This window comes from Paraburkholderia phenoliruptrix, assembly GCF_019511605.1.
Taxonomy (GTDB): Bacteria; Pseudomonadota; Gammaproteobacteria; order Burkholderiales; family Burkholderiaceae; genus Paraburkholderia; species Paraburkholderia phenoliruptrix_A.
The window spans coordinates 140,398-163,856 of sequence record NZ_JAEUAV010000009.1; the positions used below are offsets into that span (position 1 = coordinate 140,398).

20 protein-coding genes are annotated in these 23,459 nt (G+C 65.2%); 5 read left to right on the top strand and 15 right to left on the bottom strand.

The annotated features are described in order from the left end of the window. Nucleotide 1: 1 nt before the first annotated feature. From astD to JNB89_RS14590, 11 genes are all read right to left on the bottom strand, one after another. Nucleotides 2–1,465 (bottom strand): succinylglutamate-semialdehyde dehydrogenase, encoded by a 1,464-nt coding sequence (gene astD / locus JNB89_RS14540; RefSeq protein WP_220362647.1) that lies wholly within the window; start codon nucleotides 1,463–1,465, stop codon nucleotides 2–4. Nucleotides 1,466–1,467: 2 nt separating this feature from the next. Then, nucleotides 1,468–2,505: an arginine N-succinyltransferase gene (gene astA / locus JNB89_RS14545; protein ID WP_220362648.1), complete on the bottom strand. Its 1,038-nt coding sequence runs from the start codon at nucleotides 2,503–2,505 to the stop codon at nucleotides 1,468–1,470. Further along, nucleotides 2,502–3,560, bottom strand: a complete 1,059-nt coding sequence (gene aruF / locus JNB89_RS14550; RefSeq protein ID WP_220362688.1) for an arginine/ornithine succinyltransferase subunit alpha — start codon at nucleotides 3,558–3,560, stop codon at nucleotides 2,502–2,504. The genes astA and aruF overlap by 4 nt, the downstream gene beginning before the upstream one ends. Before the next feature lie 109 nt (nucleotides 3,561–3,669). Then, entirely contained in the window at nucleotides 3,670–4,905 is a 1,236-nt protein-coding gene (locus JNB89_RS14555) for an aspartate aminotransferase family protein (protein WP_220362649.1), read from the bottom strand. A 124-nt stretch (nucleotides 4,906–5,029) separates the two neighbouring features. After that, nucleotides 5,030–6,079, bottom strand: a complete 1,050-nt coding sequence (locus tag JNB89_RS14560) for a GlxA family transcriptional regulator (protein WP_218742063.1) — start codon at nucleotides 6,077–6,079, stop codon at nucleotides 5,030–5,032. Nucleotides 6,080–6,105: 26 nt separating this feature from the next. Continuing rightward, the gene (locus JNB89_RS14565; RefSeq protein ID WP_013339718.1) at nucleotides 6,106–6,897 is read right to left on the bottom strand and encodes an ABC transporter ATP-binding protein; all 792 of its coding nucleotides are present in this window, start codon (nucleotides 6,895–6,897) and stop codon (nucleotides 6,106–6,108) included. A 79-nt stretch (nucleotides 6,898–6,976) separates the two neighbouring features. After that, nucleotides 6,977–7,690, bottom strand: coding sequence for an ABC transporter permease (locus JNB89_RS14570; protein WP_013339719.1), 714 nt, complete (start codon nucleotides 7,688–7,690; stop codon nucleotides 6,977–6,979). A gap of 4 nt (nucleotides 7,691–7,694) precedes the next feature. Continuing rightward, on the bottom strand, nucleotides 7,695–8,384 hold the full coding sequence (locus JNB89_RS14575; protein ID WP_013339720.1) for an ABC transporter permease: 690 nt from the start codon (nucleotides 8,382–8,384) through the stop codon (nucleotides 7,695–7,697). Nucleotides 8,385–8,669: 285 nt separating this feature from the next. Next, nucleotides 8,670–9,623, bottom strand: a complete 954-nt coding sequence (locus tag JNB89_RS14580) for a patatin-like phospholipase family protein (protein WP_135894827.1) — start codon at nucleotides 9,621–9,623, stop codon at nucleotides 8,670–8,672. A 31-nt stretch (nucleotides 9,624–9,654) separates the two neighbouring features. Continuing rightward, nucleotides 9,655–10,206 (bottom strand): outer membrane protein assembly factor BamE domain-containing protein, encoded by a 552-nt coding sequence (gene bamE, locus JNB89_RS14585; protein WP_135894826.1) that lies wholly within the window; start codon nucleotides 10,204–10,206, stop codon nucleotides 9,655–9,657. A gap of 621 nt (nucleotides 10,207–10,827) precedes the next feature. Next, nucleotides 10,828–11,814, bottom strand: coding sequence for an ABC transporter substrate-binding protein (locus JNB89_RS14590; RefSeq protein ID WP_223216756.1), 987 nt, complete (start codon nucleotides 11,812–11,814; stop codon nucleotides 10,828–10,830). Between the two features lie 175 nt (nucleotides 11,815–11,989). On the opposite strand from JNB89_RS14590, the gene JNB89_RS14595 reads away from it, so the two are divergent. Further along, nucleotides 11,990–12,925 carry a LysR family transcriptional regulator gene (locus JNB89_RS14595; RefSeq protein ID WP_220362650.1) on the top strand — a complete coding sequence of 312 codons (936 nt, stop codon included), beginning with the start codon at nucleotides 11,990–11,992 and terminating at the stop codon, nucleotides 12,923–12,925. A 56-nt stretch (nucleotides 12,926–12,981) separates the two neighbouring features. Here the strand turns inward: JNB89_RS14595 and JNB89_RS14600 are convergent, their stop codons facing one another. From JNB89_RS14600 to JNB89_RS14610, 3 genes are all read right to left on the bottom strand, one after another. Beyond that, entirely contained in the window at nucleotides 12,982–14,583 is a 1,602-nt protein-coding gene (locus tag JNB89_RS14600) for a rhodanese-related sulfurtransferase (RefSeq protein ID WP_013339725.1), read from the bottom strand. Continuing rightward, complete coding sequence (locus tag JNB89_RS14605) at nucleotides 14,580–15,188, bottom strand: cysteine dioxygenase (RefSeq protein ID WP_220362651.1); 609 nt, start codon at nucleotides 15,186–15,188, stop codon at nucleotides 14,580–14,582. Before JNB89_RS14605 ends, JNB89_RS14600 begins: the two co-directional genes overlap by 4 nt. A gap of 176 nt (nucleotides 15,189–15,364) precedes the next feature. Continuing rightward, the gene (locus JNB89_RS14610; RefSeq protein ID WP_220362652.1) at nucleotides 15,365–16,471 is read right to left on the bottom strand and encodes an LLM class flavin-dependent oxidoreductase; all 1,107 of its coding nucleotides are present in this window, start codon (nucleotides 16,469–16,471) and stop codon (nucleotides 15,365–15,367) included. A gap of 345 nt (nucleotides 16,472–16,816) precedes the next feature. On the opposite strand from JNB89_RS14610, the gene JNB89_RS14615 reads away from it, so the two are divergent. Next, nucleotides 16,817–17,812, top strand: a complete 996-nt coding sequence (locus JNB89_RS14615) for an LLM class flavin-dependent oxidoreductase (RefSeq protein WP_013339728.1) — start codon at nucleotides 16,817–16,819, stop codon at nucleotides 17,810–17,812. Between the two features lie 68 nt (nucleotides 17,813–17,880). Here the strand turns inward: JNB89_RS14615 and JNB89_RS14620 are convergent, their stop codons facing one another. After that, nucleotides 17,881–19,041: an alpha/beta fold hydrolase gene (locus tag JNB89_RS14620; RefSeq protein ID WP_220362653.1), complete on the bottom strand. Its 1,161-nt coding sequence runs from the start codon at nucleotides 19,039–19,041 to the stop codon at nucleotides 17,881–17,883. 484 nt (nucleotides 19,042–19,525) lie between these two features. Between JNB89_RS14620 and glgC the strand changes: the two genes are divergently transcribed. The 3 genes from glgC to pdxY all read left to right on the top strand — a co-directional run bounded on the left by glgC (nucleotide 19,526) and on the right by pdxY (nucleotide 23,408). Then, on the top strand, nucleotides 19,526–20,791 hold the full coding sequence (gene glgC, locus JNB89_RS14625) for a glucose-1-phosphate adenylyltransferase (protein WP_013339730.1): 1,266 nt from the start codon (nucleotides 19,526–19,528) through the stop codon (nucleotides 20,789–20,791). Nucleotides 20,792–20,864: 73 nt separating this feature from the next. Continuing rightward, entirely contained in the window at nucleotides 20,865–22,325 is a 1,461-nt protein-coding gene (gene glgA / locus JNB89_RS14630; protein WP_135894818.1) for a glycogen synthase GlgA, read from the top strand. Between the two features lie 216 nt (nucleotides 22,326–22,541). Next, nucleotides 22,542–23,408 (top strand): pyridoxal kinase PdxY, encoded by an 867-nt coding sequence (gene pdxY / locus JNB89_RS14635; RefSeq protein WP_013339732.1) that lies wholly within the window; start codon nucleotides 22,542–22,544, stop codon nucleotides 23,406–23,408. The last annotated feature ends 51 nt before the right edge of the window (nucleotides 23,409–23,459 follow it).

Genomic DNA, 23,459 nt, shown 5'->3' on the forward strand with positions numbered 1-23,459 from the left:
CTCAGAATTGAAGGCCCGGCGAGACGCTCGCGGGCATTTGCAGTTGCGCGCTTTCGACGGAGGCCATCGGGTACGCGCAATAATCGGCTGCGTAATAGGCGCTCGGCCGGTGGTTGCCCGAGCGGCCCGGGCCGCCGAACGGCGCACCGGACGAAGCGCCGTTGGTGGGCCGGTTCCAGTTGACGATGCCCGCGCGAATGGTGCGCTGAAAATGCGTCCACAACAATTCGTCGTCGGCAAGCAAGCCTGCCGAGAGGCCGAACTGGGTGTCGTTGGCTTTTTCGAGCGCCTCGTCGAAGCTGGCATAACGGATGATTTGCGCGAGCGGTCCGAAATGCTCCTCATCAGGCAGATGCTTTACGGCGCTGACGTCGAGAATGGCCGGCGTGACGAAGCCGAGCCTCGGGTCGCGCTGCTCCATTTTCAGCAGCGCCTCGCCGCCCTCGCCAAGCAGACGTTCCTGTGCCGCGACCAGCCGCGAAGCCGCGCGCGCCGAGATCACCGCACCCATGAAAGGCTGCGGCTCCGAGTTGTATTCGCCCACGGCGATGCGCGAGGCGACCTCGACGAAGCGCGCGAGAAAGCGCTCGCCCGCTGCGTCGTTCGGCACGAAGATCCGCCGCGCACACGTACAACGCTGCCCCGCCGACAGAAACGCCGACTGGATCGTGTGATGCACGGCGGCGTCGATATCCGCGACGGGGCCGATCACGAGCGGATTGTTGCCGCCCATTTCGAGCGCGAGCACGATCTCGGGGCGTCCGCCGAACTGCTTGTGCAGCAATGTTCCGGTGTCCGAACTACCGGTGAAGAAGAGCCCGTCGATCTGCCGGTGATTGGCGAGTGCAACGCCCGTGTCCTTCTCGCCTTGTACGAGATTGAGCACGCCCGCGGGCAAGCCCGCATCGCGCCAGATCTGCACGGTCAGCGCGGCGACGCCTGGCGCGAGCTCCGACGGCTTGAACACGACCGCATTGCCTGCGATCAACGCCGGCACGATATGCCCGTTCGGCAGATGGCCGGGAAAGTTGTACGGCCCGAACACGGCGACCACGCCATGCGGACGATGGCGCAGCACCGCAGTGCCGTCCGCCATTGCCGAACGCTTTTCGCCGGTGCGCTCGTTATAGGCCTGGATCGAAATTTCGACCTTCGCAGCCATGGAGGCCGCTTCGGTACGCGCTTCCCACAGCGGCTTGCCGGTTTCCCGGCCGATCGCTTCGGCGAGCGCTTCCTTGCGCTCGGTAACGAGGGCGGCGAAGCGGCGCACCACTGCACAGCGCTCGTCGAGGCTTGCCGCCGACCACGCCGCGAACGCGCGACGCGCGCTGCGCACCGCGCGGTCCACGTCGTCCGGCGACGCGCTATTGCCTTCCCAAACGGTCGCGCCCGTACCCGGGTTGCGCGACGCGAATGCGGGACCTGTGCCGGCGGCCCATTCGCCGTCGATGAAAAGCTCGCTCATGATCATCCTCGTTTGTGTTTCAGCGGCAGCACCCGCACCGGGTCGCCTGACTTCACGCCGAGTGCCGACGCTTCGAGCGCGTTCATGCGGAACACGCCGTCTTGCGGCACGCCGGCTGCCACGCCCACGCGAAAATCGCCCAGCGAAGTATTCGACACCATCGAACGCGGCGCATCCTGCGGCGCGCCCGCCGGCACTTCGCCAATCTCGGCCGGCACCAGCACGCTTTCGCGCACGGTGCGCAAGTCGGAGATATGGCATTCCAGCACCGGACCGGCGTCGAAAATATCGACGTGGTTCTCGTAGCGCAGCCCTTCTGCTTCGAGCATGCGCCGCGCCGGAATCGTGTCGCTATGCGTGAGCCCGACGCATTGCTGCGCCTCTTCGGGCAACAGCTCGACGTACACCGGATAGCGCGGCATCAACTCGGCGAGAAACGCCTTACGGCCGTGCGAGCTCAGGTAGTCCGCCGCGTTGAAGTCGATCTGATAGAAATGCGAGCCCACGGCGCGCCAGAACGGCGACGTGCCCTGCTCGTCGAAATGGCCGCGCAATTCCGCGCATAAGCGCTGCGGAAAGCGCTCGCGAAACTGCGCGAGGAACATGAAGCGCGAGCGCGACAGCAGTCCGCCCACTCCGCTCGTGCGATAACGCGGGCTCAGGAACAGCGAGCAGACCTCGGCGTAACCCGTCAGGTCGTGCGAGATGTTGAGCGCGCGCATGCGCGTCCAGATGCCGAGGTCCTGGCTCGCGTGCACCACCGTGCTCACGCGATAGTTGTAGAACGGCTGCTGCAGTCCGACCTCGGCCTCGATGCCGCACACGCCCGCGACATCGCCGGTTTGCGTGTCTTCCATCACGAAGAAGTAGCCTGCTTCGTGCGGCGCGGCCTTGTCTTCCATGGTGCGGCGCGCGCGTTCGACGCGTGCGGCAAGCGCCTCGCGATCCGGCTTGAAGGTGGTGAGCCCCGGGCCGGTTTCCTGCGCGAGGCGCATCAGCGCGTCGACATCGCTTCGTTGCACAACGCGAACGACGATCATTGTGCGTCTCCCGATTGTTGTTCGCCTTGCGGCCGATAGAGCGGCACGCAGCGCACCGCATCGCCGTCCTGCACGCCGAGCGCGGCGCGTGCCGCATGCGCGAGCGGCGCGCCTTCGTGCTGCGCGGCCGGCAGATCGCCGAGCACGCAGCGGAACTCGCCGTCCGCGCCGTTATGCGCGATCAGGAACGCCGAGCCGCTTGCGGGCGCCGCGCTCTCGCGCACCTCGCGCACCTCGTTGCGCGTGACGCACGCACTGCGGTCCACCTGCGCGGTGAGCACCGGGCCGGCGTCGAAAATGTCGATGAAGCGGTCGGTCTCGAAGCCTTCCTCGAGATGAATCTCATACGCGAGCAACGCGTTCGCATCCGGTTCGCCGAGCACGCGCTGCGCCGCCTCGGGCAGCAAGGGCACGTAGATCGGATAGGTAGGCATCACTTCGGCAATGAATGTTCTGCTGCGCCCGCCCGATTCGATCTCGATGTCGGCGAAATCACGGCCGAAAAATTTGCGCCCCACCGCTTCCCAGAACGGCGACACGCCTTTCTCGTCGGTCACGCCGAGCAGCAGCGAGAATACCTCGGGCGTAAAGCGCTTGCGATTGGCGGCGATGTACATCATCCGCGCGCGCGACAGCAGATGCGCGGCGGCGTCGCCGCGCAGCGACGGGTGGATGAAATAGCCCGCGAGCCGGCTCTTGCCGGTTAGTTCGTGCGACATGGTGAGCGCGTGAATCTTGCGGTTCACGTGCAGCTCGCGCGACGCATGAATCAGCGCGTCGTTGCGAAATGCGTAAAACGGATCGGAGTAGCCCGCGGCCGCGACGATGCTCGCCGTGCCCATCAACTGGCCGGTTTCGCTGTCTTCGAGCACGAACAGATAGAACTCCTCACCCGGAAAGTCGACTTCCGCGCGAAACGAGTCTTCCGACAGCGCGACGCGCGCTTCGAGCGCGCGGCGGTCGTGCGGCAGTGAATGCAGCACCGGCTGTGCGGTGCGCGCCATGTGTTCGAGCGCATCGAGATCGGCGAGGCGGCCGGGGCGTACGAAGAGCATCATCGTTCCTGTGGAGTGTCACGCATCAATGCGACCCATGAATGTGACGCACCGGTGCAACCCATGAATACGACCGGTGAGTCTGTGCAAGGCACTAAAGAACGCGCGCTTATTTCGAGGTCGCTTCGGCCTTCGCGCCGACCACTTCGGCGATCGCGCTCGCGAGCCGCACGAAGCCTTCGTTCATGTCCTCGAGCGGCATGATCAGCGACGGTACGAAGCGCAGCACGTCGGGTCCCGCCATCAGCATGATCACGCCATGCTGGCCGGCCGCCGTGACGAAGTCTTTCGCCCGGCCCTTATAGGTGTCGTTCAATTCCGCGCCGATCAGCAGGCCCTTGCCGCGCACTTCCTTGAAAAGGCCAAAGCGTTCGTTGAGTCTGGCGAGGTGGCCCTTCAGCACTTCGCTGCGCGTGCGCACGCCTTCGAGCAGTTGCGGATCGCTCACCAGCTCGACCACTTTCTCTGCAATCGCGGAGCCCAGCGGGTTGCCGCCATAGGTCGTGCCATGCACGCCGACCTTGAAGTGCGCGGCCAGTTCGTTGGTGGTCAGCATTGCGCCGATCGGGAAGCCGTTGCCGAGCGCCTTCGCGGTGGTGAGAATATCCGGCGTCACGCCGGTGTCCTGGTACGCGTAGAAGTAGCCGCTGCGGCCCACGCCGGTCTGCACTTCGTCGAAAATCAGCAGCGCGCCGTGCTGATCGCAAGCTTCGCGCAGCGCTTTGAGGAACGCCGGGTCAGCAGGTATTACACCGCCCTCGCCCTGAATCGGCTCGACGATCACCGCGCAGGTTTTCGCGCCGATGGCCTGTTTCGCGGCCTGAATATCGTTGTACGGCAAATGCACGATGCCCTGCGGCACCGGCCCGAAGCCTTCTGAGTACTTTGGCTGGCCGCCCACGCTGACGGTGAAGAACGTGCGGCCATGAAACGACTGCGTAAACGAAACGATTTCGAATTTGTCGGCGCCATGACGATCGAACGCGACACGGCGCGCGAGCTTCAGCGCCGCTTCGTTTGCTTCCGCACCGGAGTTCGCGAAGAACGCACGGTCGGCAAACGTCAGGTCTTCGAGACGTTTGGCAAGACGCAGCACCGGCTCGTTCGTGTAGCCATTGCCGATGTGCCAGAGCTTGCTGCCCTGCTCGTGCAAGACTTTCAGCAGTTCGGGATGCGCATGACCGAGCGCGGTGACGGCGATGCCGCCGGCGAAGTCGACATAGTCGCGCCCTTGCGTATCCCACACGCGTGAGCCGAGACCGCGGTCCGGCACGAAGGCGGCGGGCGCAAACACCGGCACCATGACTTCGTCGAAGGTCTTGCGTGTCACAGTCAGGTCGTTCATGACAAATCCTCGTTACGGGTGAGAGGTAATACACGTAGTGTAGGAAACCACGAGCGATACGTCTTGCGCACAGGCGACGCTTTCTATGAGCTTCCAACGCCCACCGCCAGCGCCGGCGGGGTGTTCAGTCTGCGAGATCCGGTCGCTCGATCAGTGCGCCCGCACGCGGCTCGCTCGCGGCCGCGCCGCTCGCGCCGGTCTGCCGCTCGATCCAGTTGCGGCGGTCTTCGCGCGGGGTCACGCCAAAGCGTTCGCGGTAAGCATTCGAAAAGTGCGCCGCCGACGAAAATCCGCACGCAAGGCTGATCTGCACAACCGATTTGCTGGTGCGCTGCAATTGCGTGCGCGCTTTGGAAAGGCGCAGGCCCAGATAGTATTTGGAAGGCATCGAACCGAGATACTGTCGGAACAGGCGCTCGAGCTGCCGCCGCGACACGCCGACGAGCGCCGCGATCTCGTCAGTGGTGAGCGGGTCTTCGATATTCGCTTCCATCAGCAGCAACGCATCGTTCAATCGCGGATGGCGCTCGCCCGGCGCGGTCACGAACGGAATACGCTGACGCTCCTCGCCCGCGCGCAACACGCCGACACCGAGCGTGTCCGCAATGCGGTCCGCGAGTTCGGGGCCGTGCTCGCGGCCGATCATCGCGAGCATGAAGTCGACGCTCGCCTGACCGCCCGCGCAGGTGGCGCGATCGCGGTCGATTTCGAAAATCTGCTGCGTGACGATGGAGCGCTCGAACTGCTCGGCGAACTGCTGATACGTTTCCCAGTTCACGCTCACGCGGTAGCCGGACAACTGCCCGGCCATCGCGAGCCACCACACGCCGTGGTGAATGCCGGTGACGAGCGGCGTGCGCTGCCCAACCCGCGCGAGGCTCGCGAGAAACAGGCGATAGTCGGCAAATTGCTGGAAGCGCTCGGTGACGACGATCAGCCAGTCGCACGCAATCGCGTCGCCGAACGCCGCGTCGGCGGGCCATTGCGCGCCGCCCGCGAGCGGCACGGCGCGGCCGTCCCACGAACAGACCTGCACGCGGTACAGCGCGCGGCCGTCGATTTCGTTGGCCAGATTGAGTGCGTCGACAATCGGCCCGACGCCCGACATCGACACGGGCGGCAATGCAACGATCGCCACCTGGGTGGTACGTGCGGGACTGGACGTGCGGGCCATCGGCTGCGGTATGACGGTGCGGCGCGTTACTTCAGGCTGCCGGACAGAAACTGCCTGAGCCGCTCGCTGCGCGGCGTGCTCAACACGTCGGCGGGCAGCCCCTCTTCTTCGGTGCGGCCTTGGTGCAGGAACATCACGTGGTTCGACACGTTGCGCGCAAAACCCATTTCATGCGTGACGACGATCATGGTGCGCCCTTCTTCAGCGAGCTTCTGCATGACCTTCAGCACTTCGCCGACCAGTTCTGGGTCGAGCGCCGAAGTGGGCTCGTCGAACAGCATCACGTCCGGGTTCATCGCCAGCGCGCGCGCAATCGCCACACGCTGCTGCTGCCCGCCCGACAGATGCGACGGATACTGTTTTTCGACGCGCGGCGCGAGACCCACCTTTTCCAGGTATTCGCGCGCCCGCTCTTCCGCTTCGCGGCGCGGCACGCCGAGCACGTGAATCGGCGCCTCGACGACGTTCTCGAGCACGTTCATATGCGCCCACAGATTGAAGTGCTGGAACACCATCGCGAGTTTCGTGCGAATCCTCTGCAACTGCTTGTGATCGGCCACTTCGAGATTGCCGCCGCGGTCGGTTTTAGTCCTGACCGCCTCGCCGTCGACCACGATCTGCCCCGCGTTCGGCCGCTCGAGAAAATTGATGCAGCGCAGGAAGGTGCTCTTGCCCGAGCCGCTCGCACCGATGATGCTGATCACGTCGCCCTTGTTCGCGTTCAGCGATACGCCCTTGAGCACTTCGTTGTCGCCATAGCGCTTGTGGATGTCCTGCACGGCGAGCTTGCAAGCCTGGGTTTGCGTGGTGTGGAGCAAGATGCTCTCCCTTTGAGAATACGGATCGAGGTTTCGACAGCGCGCCCTCAGCGCGCCGCCCGCTGCGAAGACGGCGCGCTCAATGCGTGCGCACCGCCAGATAACCTAGCCAGCGACGCTCGGCGCGGCGAAACAGCGCAACCAGAGCAAACGACACCACGAGGTAAATCAGCGCGGCAAGGCCGAACGCGTCGAACGACTGATAGGTCGCCGAATTGGCATCGCGCGCTACCTTGAGAATGTCGGGCACGGTGGCCGTGAACGCGACCGTGGTGGCATGCAGCATCAGGATCACTTCGTTACTGTACAACGGCAGCGCGCGGCGCAGCGCGGACGGTATCACAATGCGGCGGTACATCGTGAACCAGCTCATGCCGTAGGCGCGCGCGGCTTCCACTTCGCCGTGCGACGTCGAGCGGATCGCGCCCGCGAAAATCTCCGTGGTGTACGCACAGGTGTTCAGCGCGAACGCGAGAATCGCGCAGTGAAAGCCGCTGCGGAAAAACGCATCCAGCAACTGATGCGAGCGGACGAATTCGAGGCTGTACATGCCGGTATAAATCAGCAGCAACTGCACGTACAGCGGCGTGCCGCGAAACACATACGTGTAAAGACGCACCGGCGTGGACAGCCAGCGCTTTTTCGACACGCGCGCCACCGCAAGCGGAATTGCAACGCAAAAGCCGATGCCGACCGAGGCGACCAGCAGCCACAGCGTCACCGCGAGCCCGGACATGCGCTGGCCGTCCCAGTAGAGAAACGCGCGCCAGAATTGGTTGAGGATGTCGATCATGGTCTTAGAGCTCCGCGTGCCGCACGCCAATCGAATAGCGGCGTTCGAGCCAGATCAGCGCGAGGTTCGAGACGGTTGTGAGCGCGAGGTAGATCAGCGCCGCGATCAGAATGAAGAAGAACATGTTGAAGGTGCTCTTGCCCGCGTCCTGCGCGGCCTTCACCACGTCCGCGAGACCGATGATCGACACGAGCGCCGTCGCCTTGACGAGCACCTGCCAGTTGTTGCCGATGCCGGGCAGCGCGAAACGCATCATCTGCGGAAAGAGAATGCGCGCGAATACCCTCGCGCCGCTCATGCCGTATGCACTACCCGCTTCGAGCTGACCGCGCGGCACGGCGAGAAACGCGCCGCGAAACGTTTCGGTGAAGTACGCGCCGTAAATGAAGCCGAGTGTCAGCACGCCGGCCACGAACGGGTCGATGTCGAATTGCGGCAGGCCGAGCGCATCGGTCAGATTGTTGACCGCGATCTGGATGCTGTAGAAAAGCAGCAGCATCAGCACGAGGTCGGGCACCGAGCGGATCAGCGTCGTATAGCCGGTGGCGAGCGCGCGCAGCGGCCGGTTCAGGGAAAGTTTCGCCGCCGCGCCCGCGAGCCCGAGCAGCACGGCGGTCGCGAGCGACAGGACCGACAGTTCGACTGTCTGGATCGTGCCGGCCAGCAACACCGGACCAAAGCCGTATAGCACCACGCGTGTCTCCATCCAGGTTCGTTTGAACGTTGCCAGGATGCAGTCGGCTCGTGCCGCCCGACTCATCAGGCATGGCGCGGAGTCTCGCAAGCGAAAATTAAATTCTCAAAGGCAGGCGCGCGTTTTGCTGCGTCGCAACAAACGGCGTACCGGGGATGCGGCGGCCCGCCGCGCCCGATGTCGCGGGGCGTCGGCGCGGCTTACGTCGGGTAAGGTGCGGACGCGCTGCCGCGATTTCGCAAGTTTGAGGTCGCTTTTGCGATAGACGGCGGGCGCTGCGCGCCGCTACTCGATCCCAAGCCGTGCGCGAATGGCGGGCAGCATGTATTCGACCGCCGCGCGCCCTTCTTCGATGGCCGGCGCCGCGCGATGGAAGTCGAAAATGCCCATGCCGCCCAGGCGCGGCTGGATCAGGATATCCGCCGGCTCGCCCGCCAGACGGCTGCGCGTGATCCGCACCTGCATGATGTCGATGCTCTGCGCGATCGAACTGAGCATCGAAGGCACGCGGGCACTCGGCGCGGGCGGCACGCGCACGTCGTCGGTGACGCGCTCCTCGGCGGGCGCGAGCCAGCGCGGCCAGGGCTTGCCGTTACGCCGCAGCGAAACGGGCGGCGGCGCGTGCGGATCGATGGCGGGCGTGTCCACCACCGCGCCGCCGAAATCGCGGCCATTCAGAATGTCGTTGTTCAGGTCGACCGCGATCACACAGTCCGCCCGCATGCCGCGCGCCACCGACACCGGCACCGGATTGCTCAGGCCGCCGTCGACGAGCCATACGCCGTTGTGCCACACCGGCGTGAAAATGCCGGGAATCGCAATCGACGCACGCACCGCGTCTACCACGCTGCCGTCCTGCAGCCAGCTTTCACGGCCCGAGTCGAGTTCGGTGGCAACCGCCGCGAACGGCATGTTCAACTGGGCGATGGACCGGCCGTTGAACTTGTCCGCAAAAAGCTGGATCACCTTGCGCCCGCCGAGCAGGCCGCCGGAGAGCCGCAAGTCGAGCAGGCGCACCACCGTCTGCCACGTGAGGCGCGAGACCCACTCCTCGAGCCAGTCGAGGTCGCCGTTCGCATAGACCGCGCCGACCAGCGCGCCGATCGAGGTGCCGCACACCACGTCGGGTTTGATGCCCGCGTCGTGCAGCGCGCGAATCGCACCTATATGCGCCCAGCCGCGCGCCGCGCCGCCCCCCAATACCAGTCCGATACGGCTGTATCGACGTCGACGTATCATGAAGCCCCCGTCTTTGCGTTCTGTTCTGTTTCTAGCGCCCGCGCACGACGTCCGAACGCGACGTTGTGTACACCGTGTGATTCTGGTCGAAATGCACGTTGAAAATGCCTTCTTCCGTCACGCCGCCCTCGCGCCATTTCCAGCTCCACACCGTCTCGGGCTTCAGCGGAAACACCGCGACCTGGCCTGGTTTGCCGAGCAGCCGCCGTACTTCGTCCTCGCTCATGCCGATGCGGATCTTGCCGAAATTCGCAGCGGTCAACACTTGCGTGATGGATTGCAGTTTACCGTCACGGTCAATGTCCACCATGTACGTATTCAGACCTTGCGGACCACGCGGATATTCGAAGCGCTTCGAACCGTCGGTATAGGTGCGTTCCGTTTCGGGCTTGCCCATCTGCTCGCGGATCTGCGCTTCGGTGGTCACGCCCGGCGTCATGTCCTTGAGCAGCAGTGCGTCGGGCTTCACGGCGTTGAACAGCTCCTTGATTTTTTGCACGGCGCGCTCGCTTTGTTGGTCGTCGCATGCGGTGAGTGCAAGGCATGCGGCCAGCATGGCGACAATAGGCAGTTTCAGACTCACAGCGAAGTTCCTGTAGCAGTGCGCGCGCGACGGCCCGCACCGGTCATGTAGTGATGCCCCGCCGCACTTCGTCGGGGCGCGCTACAGGATAACCGGCCAACGCAAAAACCGCGAGCGCGCACGCGCGCCGGCCAGCATGCAGTCATCGCGGCCGCAAACGCGCAAAACGCGATACGTCGGGCATTTTTCGATGATTGGGCTAGCCACGTGGGATTTATTGCAAACAGCAACAGACGCAACAGAAAGCAAACAGGCGACGCCGTGCAAAGCGTCGCCGCTGCGGGGGCATTGAAGCTGCATTGAAGCTGCGTTGAAGCTTGTCGTGGAGACGGCTACGGTCAGTACGCCGGAGAAGGAAGACGTGGGCCCGAGGACAGCAACCCGTCTGAACGATACAGCAGGTGGGACGACGCGCAGCGGTCCTGTCCCGGTACGGCGATGAACGACCTTGGCCGTTCACCTTGCGCCATCGCCGGAAGTGGCGAACCGCTGCTTGTCTGGTCGCCCTGGTCCCCTCATAAAGCCTTCCAAGTGAAGCTAATCTAACGGGATCGGCGGCTTTAGACGAGAGCGCGTTTACACCGAATTTGCAGAGGATTTCGCAGCCTCACATGGTGCGAATCACGGCAGCGGGAAGCTGCGGTCAAAGCTTGCGCGCACGTCCAGATGCGCGCGTATCACGTTGGCCGCTTCGTATGTGTCGGCGGTGCGTTGCTGTGCGGCGATAACCGTGTCGTCGATGGCAACGGGATGCACCTGGCCGCGCTGATAGACCGTCTTCAGCACATCGGTCGGCAAGCCGGTCACGCGCGATTGCATGGCCGCCACCTCGTCCGGATGCGTGAGCGCCCAACGCTGGCCGATCGCCACGCGCCGCAGAAAGTCGGCCAGTTGCGCGCGTTTGCCGGCAATCGCGGCCTCGGTCGCGACCTGATAGCTGAGCCCCTCGGACAAACCGACGCCGTTGGCGATGATGCGGTCGTGATCGCGCGATTCGCCAAGCGCGGTGTACGGGTCCCACACCGACCACGCGTCGACACTGCCAGACGCAAGCGCGGCCTTCGCGTCGGCGGGCGCAAGAAACACGAACGTCACTTCGCTCGCCGCGAGATTGGCCCTTTTCAGCGCCGCGAGCGCGAGGTAGTGGCCGATCGAGCCGCGCGTGGTCGCAAGGCGCTTGCCCTTCAGACCCGCGACATCCACGAGCGGCGAATGCGGACCCACCACGATGGCGAGATCGAGCGGATTGGAGCGCGTCGCCGCGACTGCCCGCACCCGCGCGCCGGCGGCAAGCGCGAACACGAGCGGCGCGTCCCCGAGGCCGCCCACATCCACGGCGCCCGCATTCAGTGCTTCGCCAAGGGGCTGCGCCGCCGGAAAGTTGAACCATTCGATCTTGTACGGCAGGTCCTTCAACTGACCGGAGGCTTCGAGTATGCCGCGCGTTTGCAACGACTGGTCGCCGACCTTGAGAACCGGAAGATCGGCGGCGAGGCCAGGCGTCGCGCACAACGCTGCGCAAAGCGCGAGCGCGGCGCCGGCAAGCACGTTGACGAAGCTGCGCGGCAGCACGGAAAACATCGTGGGAGACGGGCCGAAAGGCATCATGGCAATGGCGTGCGAGTTGAAATTCAGCAAGGTTCAGCGACGATAAGCGCAACGCCCCGTATAAGACAAACGCATTATTCTTCTAAGCAAATATGCGAATTTTTGTTGCCGGCCAGGTCCGCCGCAATCGCGCCGCAGGTATCATCAGGCGCACGAACCAATCCCATCGCGCATCATGAAGATCGACGAAATCGACGCTTACGTCACGGTCATTCGCTGTCAGTCGCTGCAGCAGGCGGCGCTCGCGCTCGGGCTCACGCAGCCGGCCATTACGCGCCGTCTGCAGAATTTCGAGGAAGCGCTTGGCGTCGAATTGCTCGATCGCAACACGCGCCCATTGAAGGCGACGGCAACCGGCCGCGTCGTGTATGAGCAATGCCGGGTGATCCAGCGCGAACTGGACGTGTTGCGCGAAATCGTCGCGACCGACACGCCGCCCATCGGCACGCTGCGCGTGGGCGTCGCGCAGACTGTCGCCGATATTGCGCTTGGCGAAGCGCTGCGCGCGGTGAAAGCCGCCTACCCCGATTTGCAGACGCGCGCCTGCACCGGCTGGAGCAGCCAGTTGCTGCAACAACTGGAAAACGGCGATCTGGACGTCGCCGCAATGCTGCTGCCCGCCAACAAGACCTTCGGCGACGCGCTCTCGGCGCGCTCGCTCGGCCGCGTCAAACTGGCGGTGGTCGCCCGCAAGGGGCTCGTGAAGAAGCGCGCGCACACGCTCGCCGAGTGCCAGTCGCTCGGCTGGGTGCTGAATCCGGATGGCTGCGGCTTCCGCGACGGCCTGCAGCGTGCGCTGACGGGCCTCGGACTCACGCTCAGGCTGAATCTCGAAACGCTCGGCACCGAACTGCAGTTGCAGCTTGTTGCCGACGGTCACGGCCTCGGGCTCGTGCCCTTGCCGCTGCTGGCTGCGAGCAGCTATGCCGGGCTGCTCGACGTGGTGTCGGTCAGCGACTTCAAGCCGCTTATCGACATCTGGCTCGTGCAGCCGCGCGTGCTCGGCAAACTGCAACAGCCGGTGGAACGCCTCGGTGCGGTGATCGCGCGGCAGTTCAAGGAGATGCGCGGCCCGCACGCGGACAGGCGCGGGTTGCAAAGCGCTGCGTGAGTTTACGGTCGGGGGCGAGATAGACCGGATGTCTCGACCCGCCGGCGCAACCCTCGTCAGATCACATGGAACCCGTGCGTGCCGTCGCGCGCGAGTTGGGCGACGAGCCCATACTCCCACTCCAGATACGCGTTCATCGCCTCGCGCGCGTTGTCGGTTCCCTCATACGGACGCCGGTAACGGTCGATGCGCGGCGACGCCATGCGCGTCTCGCCGCTTTCCACGGGCAGCCCCGCTTCGATCCACGCCGCCGTGCCGCCAGCGAGCACCTGCACCGGCTTGCCGGTCAGCGCCGCCACCTCGGGCGCGGCAAAACGCGCGAGCAGACTGCTGCCGCAGGTCAGTACATAGCGGCGCGCGTCAGGCAGCTTGTGCAGCGCCGTTTCGAGCTGACTGCGGATCACGAACCACGCGCCCGCTATGTGGCGCTTCACATAGTTCGCGCTGCTGGTGAAATCGAGCACGACGGTGCCCGGCGACTGCAGCAGCGCGGCGAGTTCGGCAGGCGCGATTTCGTCCGCGTCGGGCGGCTGCGGCGCAAAGCGCGCGGCGGGGGCCGCGCCTTTTTCCGCGAAATCGGCGGCGGTCAGGCCGTCCACCACGTACACCTCGACGTTCATCTGCGCGAGCCATGACGCGGTCATGTTGGCGCGCACGCCGTCGCTATCCGCGAGAATCACGCGCGCGCCGCGCACCGGCGCGAACATCTCCGTTTCCTGCACGAGCTGGCCGCCGGGCGCAGAGCGAAAGCCCGGCACGTGCCCCGCTTCGTATTCCTCGGGCGTGCGTACGTCGAAGCGATAGACCGTGCGCACCGCTTCGTCGGCCCAGCGGCGCGCTTCGTCGCGCGACGTGCGGCCTACTTTCGCGCGATCCGCTACCGAGCGCGCGCCGTCGGCCGCGACAAGACGCAGCGCGTCGTCCACGACCGGACCCGGCCGACGCGAACTGCCGTGCGCGAGCGGCTGCCCCGCGAGCGTCCAGCCGATGGTGCCGTTGCGCAGCGCCGCAACCGGATTGGGCAGTCCCGCGTTGATCAGCGACTGCGCGCCGATGATGCTGCGCGTACGCCCCGCGCAATTGACGATGATGCGCGTGGCAGGGTCAGGCGCAAGCTCGCGCGCGCGCAGCACGAGTTCCGCTCCCGGCACGCTGATGCTGCCGGGAATGTTCATGGTCTGATACTCGTCGTAACGGCGCGCGTCGAGCACGACCACGTTTTCTTCGCGATCGAGCAGCGCCTGCACCTGCTGCGCCGGCAGCGACGGCGTGTGGCGCACGCTTTCCACCAGTTCGCCGAACGCCTTGCTCGGCACGTTGACGTCCTGGAACAACTCGCCGCCCGCCTTGCGCCAACCTTGCAAGCCGCCTTCGAGCAGCGCAACGTCCGTGTAGCCCAGGCTTTCGAAACGCGCGGCGGCGCGCGCGGCCAGTCCTTCGCCGTCGTCGAGCACGACGATCGGCACATCGCGGCGCGGCAGGCGCACCGGCGCGTCGAGTTCGAGCCGCGACAGCGGCAGGTTCGCAGCAAAAAGCGGATGACTGCGCGCGTGCGGGTCTTCCTCGCGCACGTCGACGAAGGCGAGTTCCTCGCGTTCGAGCAGTGCGCGGCGCACGTCTGCATAAGATCGGGTACGAAAATCTTTCACGAAAGTCATGGGATCGGGGACTCCTTCGACACATTCCAGATGTTCGGCAACACGTCGTTCGAATAGCCGGACACAAACGTTTTGCGGGCCGCTCCGCCGGGATACACCGAACGGCTCACGGCACCGATATTCCCACCGTACACGTGAATACTGATCGACGTACGGTCACCAAATGCATTGCTCACGCGATGAATATCGCCGATGCGCGGCGACACCGCATCCACGGCGCCTGCGGCAAGACGCTCGGGAGCGCCGTGCTCGACAATTTCACCGAGTGCCGTGACACGGTAACGCTGCGCAATTTCCGCGCCACGCAACACGCCGATCAAACCCCATACTGTGTGATCGTGCACCGGCGTCGCCTGACCCGGTCCCCACACGAAACTTACGATGGAAAAACGCTGGCGCGAGTCCGCATGCAGCAGGAACTGCTGATAGCGCTCGGGGTGCGGCTGCGCGAAGGCGTCGGGGAGCCAGTCGTCGTAGGCAATCAATTCGCCGAGCGCGGCGCCGCCCGCCTCCAGTAGCTCGGCTTCGGGCATTTCGCTGTCGACGAGCGACGCGATCCGGGCTACGAATGCGCGTAGCCGGTCCGATCGCAAAGTAGCGGTCATCGGTAACCTTGGAGGATAGTTTCAAAGATTGGAATGCGCGAGGTTGCACGAACCTCGCGCATGTCAGGGCATGCACTGTTAGCGCGCGTTGCCCGGAAGGTCGCGGTCCAACGCGGTGCAATGTGACACGGCCCAAAGACGCGGCCCAAAGCCCCAGGTGCGCCTGCCGCCGCGGTTCAGGCAGCCAGGGTCGCGCCGTCGGGAACACTGCCGGTCTGCGCGACGCGCGCGATCTGCTCGCGGGTTGCGGGAATCAGTTCGCGGCCATAGTCGATGGCGTCTTCGAGCGGATCGAAGCCGCGCACGAGAAAGGTCGTGACGCCAAGCGCGTAGTACTCGGCAAGCGTCTTTGCGACCTGTTCTGGCGTGCCGACCAGGGCTGTCGAATTCGAACGTCCGCCAATTTCCTTCGCGATGCCGGTCCACAGGCGTTCGTCGGCGCGATCCGAATCGCCGGCTGCCGCGAGCAGCCGCCGTGCGCCCTCGCTTTGCGCCGGGCCGCCTACGCCGAGTCCCTGCGCCGCGCGCAGCCGCCTGGTTTCAGCGAGGATGCGCTCGGCGCGCTCCCACGCGGCGGCTTCGGTCGAGGCGAGAATCGGCCGGAACGACACCGAAAAGCGCACGCTGCGCCCGTGTTTCGCGGCCTCGGCACGCACGCGCGTCACCTGCTCGTGCACTTGCGCCTTCGATTCGCCCCACAGTGCGTAGACATCCGCGTGACGTCCGGCAATTGCCAGCGCAGGCGCCGACGCGCCGCCGAAATACACCGGAATATGCGGCTGCTGCAGCGGCTTGACTTCGGAAAAGCCCTGTTCGAAGCGGTAGTACTTGCCGTGGTGATCGAACGGCGCGGCTTCGGTCCAGATGCGCCGCACGATCTGCAGATACTCGTCCGTGCGCGCGTAGCGTTCGTCGTGGGAAAGGAAGTCGCCGTCGCGGCGCTGCTCGGCGTCGTCGCCGCCGGAAATGATGTGCACCGCAAGACGGCCACCCGAGTAGTGATCGAGCGTCGCCAGTTGCCGCGCGGCGAGCGTCGGCGCGACAAAGCCCGGACGATGCGCGAGCATGAAGTGCACCCTGCTCGTCACGGTCGCCGCGCGCGCCACGGTCAACAGCGCGTCGGGGCTCGTCGAGTGATGCGGCACGAGAATGCGGTCGAAGCCCGCCGCCTCGTGCGCGCGGGCAAACTGCTCGACGTAGCCGATGTCGATAACGGGCCCTTGCGGCGCGTGTGTTTCCGACACCTTGCGAGTCTGGATCATGCCGATGAATTCGATGGACACGCGAATGCCTCCGTGAATGGTTGCCGCCCGGCGGGGCGACGGCGCTGCAGACGCACGCTGCGACACTCTTTGCGAACTGTTGCGAGCTATTTGCAGCGCGTTTTCGAGGCCCTCACGGTAGCAGCGCATCATGCGCTTGTTAAATATTGATCGGCCATATCTATATCGGCTCTGCATGTAATGCCGAGCCGCCCGCGCTGACAAACCCGCCGATAAAGCCGCCGACGAACCCGCCGACAAACCCTTTCGCAAGCGTGGGCATCGCGGCGTCGCCAGCAGAAAGCTCGAAGCTTTGCGAGAATGCTCCATCGCGTGAAAGCGCCAGAAACGGCAAAACCACAGACAATGATCCCCTTTTCGGTCCTCGACCTCTCACCCGTCATTGCCGGCGCCACGCCGGCGGATGCCTTCAGGAACACGCTCGATCTCGCGCAACACGCGGAACGGTGGAACTACCGCCGCTTCTGGCTCGCCGAGCACCACAACATGACCGGCATTGCGAGCGCGGCCACCTCGGTGGTGATCGGCTACGTGGCGGGCGGCACAAAGACTATCCGTGTGGGTTCCGGCGGCGTCATGCTGCCGAATCACGCGCCGCTCGTGATTGCAGAACAGTTCGGCACGCTCGAGTCGCTGTATCCCGGCCGCATCGACCTGGGTCTGGGGCGCGCGCCCGGCACCGACCAGACCACGGCCCGCGCGCTGCGCCGCGACCTGCAAAACAGCGCGGACTCTTTTCCCGACGACGTCGTCGAACTGCAGCGCTATTTCGCGGACCCGGCCGCCGGCCAGCGGGTTCGTGCGGTGCCCGGCGCGGGCTTGCACGTGCCGCTGTGGCTGCTCGGCTCGTCGCTTTTCAGCGCGCAACTGGCGGCGGCGCTCGGCTTGCCGTTTGCATTTGCGTCGCACTTCGCGCCGGATTACATGCTCACGGCGTTGCAGGTTTACCGTTCGCAGTTCCGCCCTTCCGCGACGCTCGACAAGCCGTACGCGATGGTCGGCGTGAATCTCTTTGCAGCGGACACGCAGGAAGAAGCGCAGCGCCTCTTCACATCGCTCCAGCAGCAGTTCATCAACTTGCGGCGCGGCACGCCGGGGCAATTGCAGCCGCCGGTCGAACGGCTCGCGGCATCGGAAATGGAATTGAGTTCGGTGGCGCATTCGCTCGCGTGCACGGCGATCGGCGATCGCGACGCGGTGCGCGAGAGTCTGAAGTCCATCATCGAGCAAACGCGCGCGGACGAATTGATGCTGACCGCGCAGATTTACGATCACAAGGCGCGGCTGCGCTCGTTCGAGATCGGCGCGGAAATTCGCGAGGAACTGGCCGGCGCGAAGTGAAGGGGCGGCGGCCCTCAGAGCCCCTCCGAGCCCTTTCCCGCCCTCCTAGGCCTTCACGTCCCGCGAACTCAGCGACCGATCTGTACTGCTGCCATTCCATCCAGCAGCGCCTTGTGGAATGCGGCCGGGTCCTGCATCTGCGGTGCATGGCCGAGATCGGCGAATTCGACCAGCGTCGCATGTGGAATGGCCTGCGCCGCGGCCTTGCCCAGCTCGGGATAGTGGCCGATCTTCGCGCGCACCTCGGGCGGGGCCGCGTCCTTGCCGATCGCGGTGGTGTCCTTCTGGCCGATCAGCAACAGCGTGGGCATGCTCAACTGGCCGAATTCGTAGACCACCGGCTGCGTGTAGATCATGTCGTAGAGCAGCGCCGAATTCCACGCGACAATCTGCTTGCCCGGCCCACGGTACATGCCCGCGAGCATCTGCACCCACGGTTCATAATCGGCGCGCCACTGGCCGGCGTAATAGGTGGATTGCTCATAGCGGCGAATGCCGTCGGCACTGGTCTTCAGTTCGCGCTGATACCAGTCGTCTACCGATAGCGACGGCACGCCCTTCGCCTTCCAGTCCTCGAGCCCAATCGGATTGACGAGCACCAGTTGCTGCGTCTCGCGCGGATACATCAGCGCGTAGCGCACGGCGAGCATGCCGCCGGTCGAATGGCCGATGATCGTCGCGTCCTTCACGCCGAGCGACTCCAGCAGCGCATGCGTATTGCGCGCCAGTTGCTGAAAACTGTACTGATAGTGCTCGGGCTTGCTCGACTTGCAAAAGCCGATCTGGTCGGGCGCGATCACGCGATAACCGGCTTCGCTCAGACGAGCAATGGTCCCCTCCCACGTTGCCGCGCAAAAATTCTTGCCGTGCAGAAGCACCGCCGTGCGGCCGTTTGCGTGCGCCGGTTTGACGTCCATGTAAGCCATGTGCAGCGCAATGCCTTGCGAAGTGAACGTGTACTGCCCGACGGGCGCCGGGTAGGTGAAGCCCTGCAACTCCGGGCCGTAGGCGGGGCCCGCATTGTCACCGGCGGCACCGGCGGCGCTGGCGGCGTTCCCGGCGGCGCCGGACGTGCCACTGGCCGGAGCGACCGCCGAGGCCACCGGCGTGTCGGTTTGCGGCAGGCCCGCGGACACGGCGGACGCATCGTGAACGGCGAACGATGCCGCGCAGAGTACGGCCACGCTCAATGCGGCAGGCAATGGAAAACGGCGAAAGCTGATTGGCATAGTGTCCAGGAAGAACAGAAAAAGAACAGAAAAACGCGCAGTAAAAGAACGCGAAAGGCACGGACGGGCACGCGTCGGAAACCCGCTGCAAAAGAAGCGCCGGCACGCCGCCCACGTCGCGGACGATTCTACGATTGCCTGCGCAAGCGCGCAGCGGCGCGCGCAACACCGCGGCCCGCGCGGCCCGGCACAGCGCGTCCGGCGGGTGGCACGCATATTGCGCTCCTGACGCTCACGCGCTGTGTGTCGTAACGCACAGCAGGCGGCCGCGTCACGCGCGATCGTACACAGTTGAGCGCAACGGCGGCCCGCGCCCGACAAACGTCGCCCGCGCAAGCCGATTCAGTGCTAGAACTACGGGACGGACTCGCCAGCGCAGCGGTCCGGACGCGCGAATCAATGCAGAAGCGGTCGACCAGCATCATCGGGGAAAGCAAATCAGCACCCATTGCAGGGCACCACGATAAAACCGAAGGAGACAAACATGGATACTCCGGCACGGCTGAACGATCTGCAACGCACTACCCTCGCCATCGTGCTTGCTGGCGGACGCGGCACCCGGCTCGGCCCGCTCACCAACAAGCGGGTGAAACCGGCTGTGCATTTCGGCGGCAAATTCCGCATCATCGATTTCGCGCTGTCCAATTGCCTGAACTCGGGCATCCGCCGCATCGCCGTCGTCACGCAGTACAAGGCGCACTCGCTGTTGCGCCATCTGCAGCGCGGCTGGGGTTTCCTGCGCGGCGAGTTCGGCGAATTCATCGACCTGTGGCCCGCGCAGCAGCGCGTGGAAGGCGCGCACTGGTATCGCGGCACGGCCGACGCGGTGTTCCAGAACCTCGACATCATCCGTTCTATCCGGCCGAAATACGTGGTCGTGCTCGCGGGCGATCACATCTACAAGATGGACTACACGCGCATGATCGCGGACCACGCGGAAAGCGGCGCAGACTGCACGGTCGGCTGCATCGAGGTGCCGCGCATGGACGCGGTCGCTTTCGGCGTGATGGCAGTGGACGAAAACCGCCGCGTCACCGGCTTCGTCGAAAAGCCGGCCGACCCGCCCGCGATTCCCGGCCGCCCGGACACCGCGCTCGCGAGCATGGGCATCTACGTGTTCAACGCCGACTACCTGTACGCACTGCTCGAGGAGAACATCTCCAGCGTGGATACCGACCATGACTTCGGCAAGGACATCCTGCCGCGCGTCGTCACGCAGGGCACGGCGATCGCGCATCCGTTCAGCATGTCGTGCGTGTCGTCGGACCCGAACGTCGAGCCGTACTGGCGCGACGTGGGCACCATCGACGCCTATTGGGCCGCCAATCTCGACCTTGCCTCCACGATCCCGACGCTCGACCTCTACGACCGCAGCTGGCCGATCTGGACTTACCAGGAGCAGTTGCCGCCCGCCAAGTTCGTGCGCGACCTGAAGGGCCTGCAAGGCTCGGGCAACAATCTGATCGTGTGCGGCGGCTGTGTGATCTCGGGCTCGCAGATCTCGCGCTCGGTGTTGTCGTCGAACGTCAAGGTGAGTTCGTTCTGTAACATCAATGAGGCAGTCTTGTTGCCGCAGGTCACCGTCGGCGCGAGTTGCCGCTTGCAGAAGGTGGTCGTGGACCGCGGTTGCTCGATACCCGACGGCACGGTGATAGGCGAAGATCCGGTGCGCGACGCCGAGCGTTTCTATCGCACCGACGACGGCGTCGTGCTGGTCACGCCCGAGTCGCTGCAACAGGACCTGAAGTGACCAGGCGCGCGCGCTGCGCAAGCTGCCTGCACCGTTCATCGCCCCCAGCATTCAAAGGAACGAGACCGAGCCTATGACGATTCGCGCCCTGCACGTCGCCAGCGAGCTGTATCCCCTTCTCAAGACAGGCGGTCTCGCCGACGTCGCGGGCGCGCTGCCCGCCGCACTGGTGGAGCGCGGCGCCGACGTGCGCGTGCTGCTGCCGGGGTTTCCGGCGGTGGCCGCCGGCCTGCGCGACGTGCGTCCGGTCGCGCAGCTGGGCCGCCGTTTCGACGCACCGGGCGTCGCGCTGGAACAGGGTACGCTGCCGTCGAACGGCCTTATCGTCTACATGATCCGCGCGGCCACGCTGTACGACCGGCCCGGCAATCCCTATCTGAACGACGAACTCGTGCCCTATGGCGACAACGCGCAGCGTTTCGCGCTGCTCGGCTGGGTCGCCGCGCAACTTGCGCAGCAGCTCGATCCGGCGTGGTCGCCGCAGATCGTGCACGCGCACGACTGGCATGCCGGGCTCGCCGCCGCCTATCTGAAAGCGGCCGAACGGCAGCATGGCCGGGCGCCCGCGCGCAGCGTGTTTACCGTGCACAACCTCGCTTATCAGGGCGTGTTTCCCGCGCATCAGTTCGGCCAGCTTGGTTTGCCGGACGACTTCTTCAGCATGCAGGGCGTCGAATTCTACGGACAACTGTCGTTTCTGAAGGCGGGGCTCTTCTACAGCGACCGCATCACGACCGTGAGCCCGACGTACGCGCGCGAAATCCAGACGCTCGCGCAAGGCGGCGGGCTCGACGGCCTGCTGCGCAGCCGCGCGCACGACCTGAGCGGCATTCTGAACGGCGTGGATTACACAGTGTGGAACCCGTCCGGCGACGCCCTCCTCGAGCACCGCTACACCGCAACGAAGCTCGCCGGCAAGCTGGCCTGCAAGGAGGCATTGCAAAAACGCTTCGGTCTCGCGCAAAAAAGCGACGCGCTGCTGTTCGGCGTGGTGAGCCGGCTCACCGAGCAGAAAGGCCTCGATCTGCTGCTCGAAACCGTGCCGGAGATCGTCAAGCGCGGCGGCCAACTGGTGGTGTTCGGCACCGGCGACCCGGCACTCGAAAACGGCCTGAAGCGCGTCGCACAGACGCACCCGGAGTGCGTCGCGGTGGAACTGGGCTTCGACGAAACGCTCGCGCATACCATCATCGCGGGCAGCGACGTGATCGCCGTGCCGTCGCGCTTCGAGCCGTGCGGCCTCACGCAGTTGTATGCGCTCGCCTACGGCTCGCTGCCGCTCGTGCATAGCGTGGGCGGTCTTGCCGACACCGTGGTGGACGCCTCGCTCGAAAACCTCGCCGAAGATCTCGCCACCGGCTTCGTGTTCGAGCGCTTCACGCCGCGCAGCCTGACGGCGGCCATTCGCCGCGCGTTCGCGCTGTATGGGCGGCGCACCGAATGGAAAGCGGCGCAGCGGCGCGCAATGCGCCAGGATTTCGGCTGGGGCGCGTCGGCGGAGCGCTACCTGGCGCTTTACCGGGAGCTCGTCTGAGCCGTCGCCGCTGATGGTTCGGCGCAACAACACGGGGACGGATCGCCTGCCTTGCGGCAAACTCATGTATTGTTTCTTCACGATGCAGACCGTGCATTGTTCTTGCAAGGTGTGAAGCAGTCCTGCGCGCGAAGTGTCCGGCACCCGCCCGTGCACCATCGCCGCGCATCCCTCCCGTTTTCTTGATCGCGCACGTCCGCCTGCGCGAGCCATACCATGACGAAGAACGTTCTGAGCATTCAGTCACATGTCGTTTTTGGGCACGCGGGTAACAGCGCGGCCGTTTTCCCGATGCGTCGGCTTGGCGTGAACGTGTGGCCGCTCAACACGGTGCAATTTTCGAATCACACGCAGTACGGCCACTGGACCGGCACCGCCATCAACGCGAGGCAGATGGAAGAACTCGCCGAAGGCATTGGCGCAATCGGCATGCTGCCGCGCTGCGACGCGGTGCTGTCGGGCTACCTCGGCACGCCCGAGCAGGCACAGTCGGTACTGGAAATCGTCAAGGCCGTGAAGGCCGCGAATCCGCGCGCCTGGTATTTCTGCGACCCGGTCATGGGCGCCGCGGGCGGCTGCAAGGTCGAGCCGGGCATCCAGGAGTTCCTCGTCAACACCATGCCGGAAATGGCCGACGCGATGGCGCCGAACCACACCGAATTGCAGCGGCTCGTCGGCCGCGAAATCGAGACGCTGGAAGAAGCCGTCACCGCGTGCCGCGAAATCATCGCGCGCGGACCGAAGCTCGTGCTGGTCAAGCATCTGCTCGACCGCAACAGTCCCGCGGACCGCTTCAACATGCTGGTGGTCACCGAGCGTGAGGCGTGGATGGGTCAGCGTCCGCTCTACCCGTTCGCGCGCCAGCCGGTCGGCGTGGGCGATGTGACGAGCGCGGTGTTCGTCGCGCGCACACTGCTCGGCGATACGATTCGCGCCGCCTTTGAGCACACGCTCGCCGCCGTCAACGCGGTGGTCAAGACGACGTGGCAGGCCGGGCGCTACGAACTGGAACTGGTGGCCGCGCAAAACGAAATCGCGCAGCCGCGCGAATGGTTCGACGCGTGGGTAGCGGAAACCGCGTAGCCGCACGGAACCTCGCGCGCAGGGCGCTCGTCCTATAATGCGTGCCGCGCG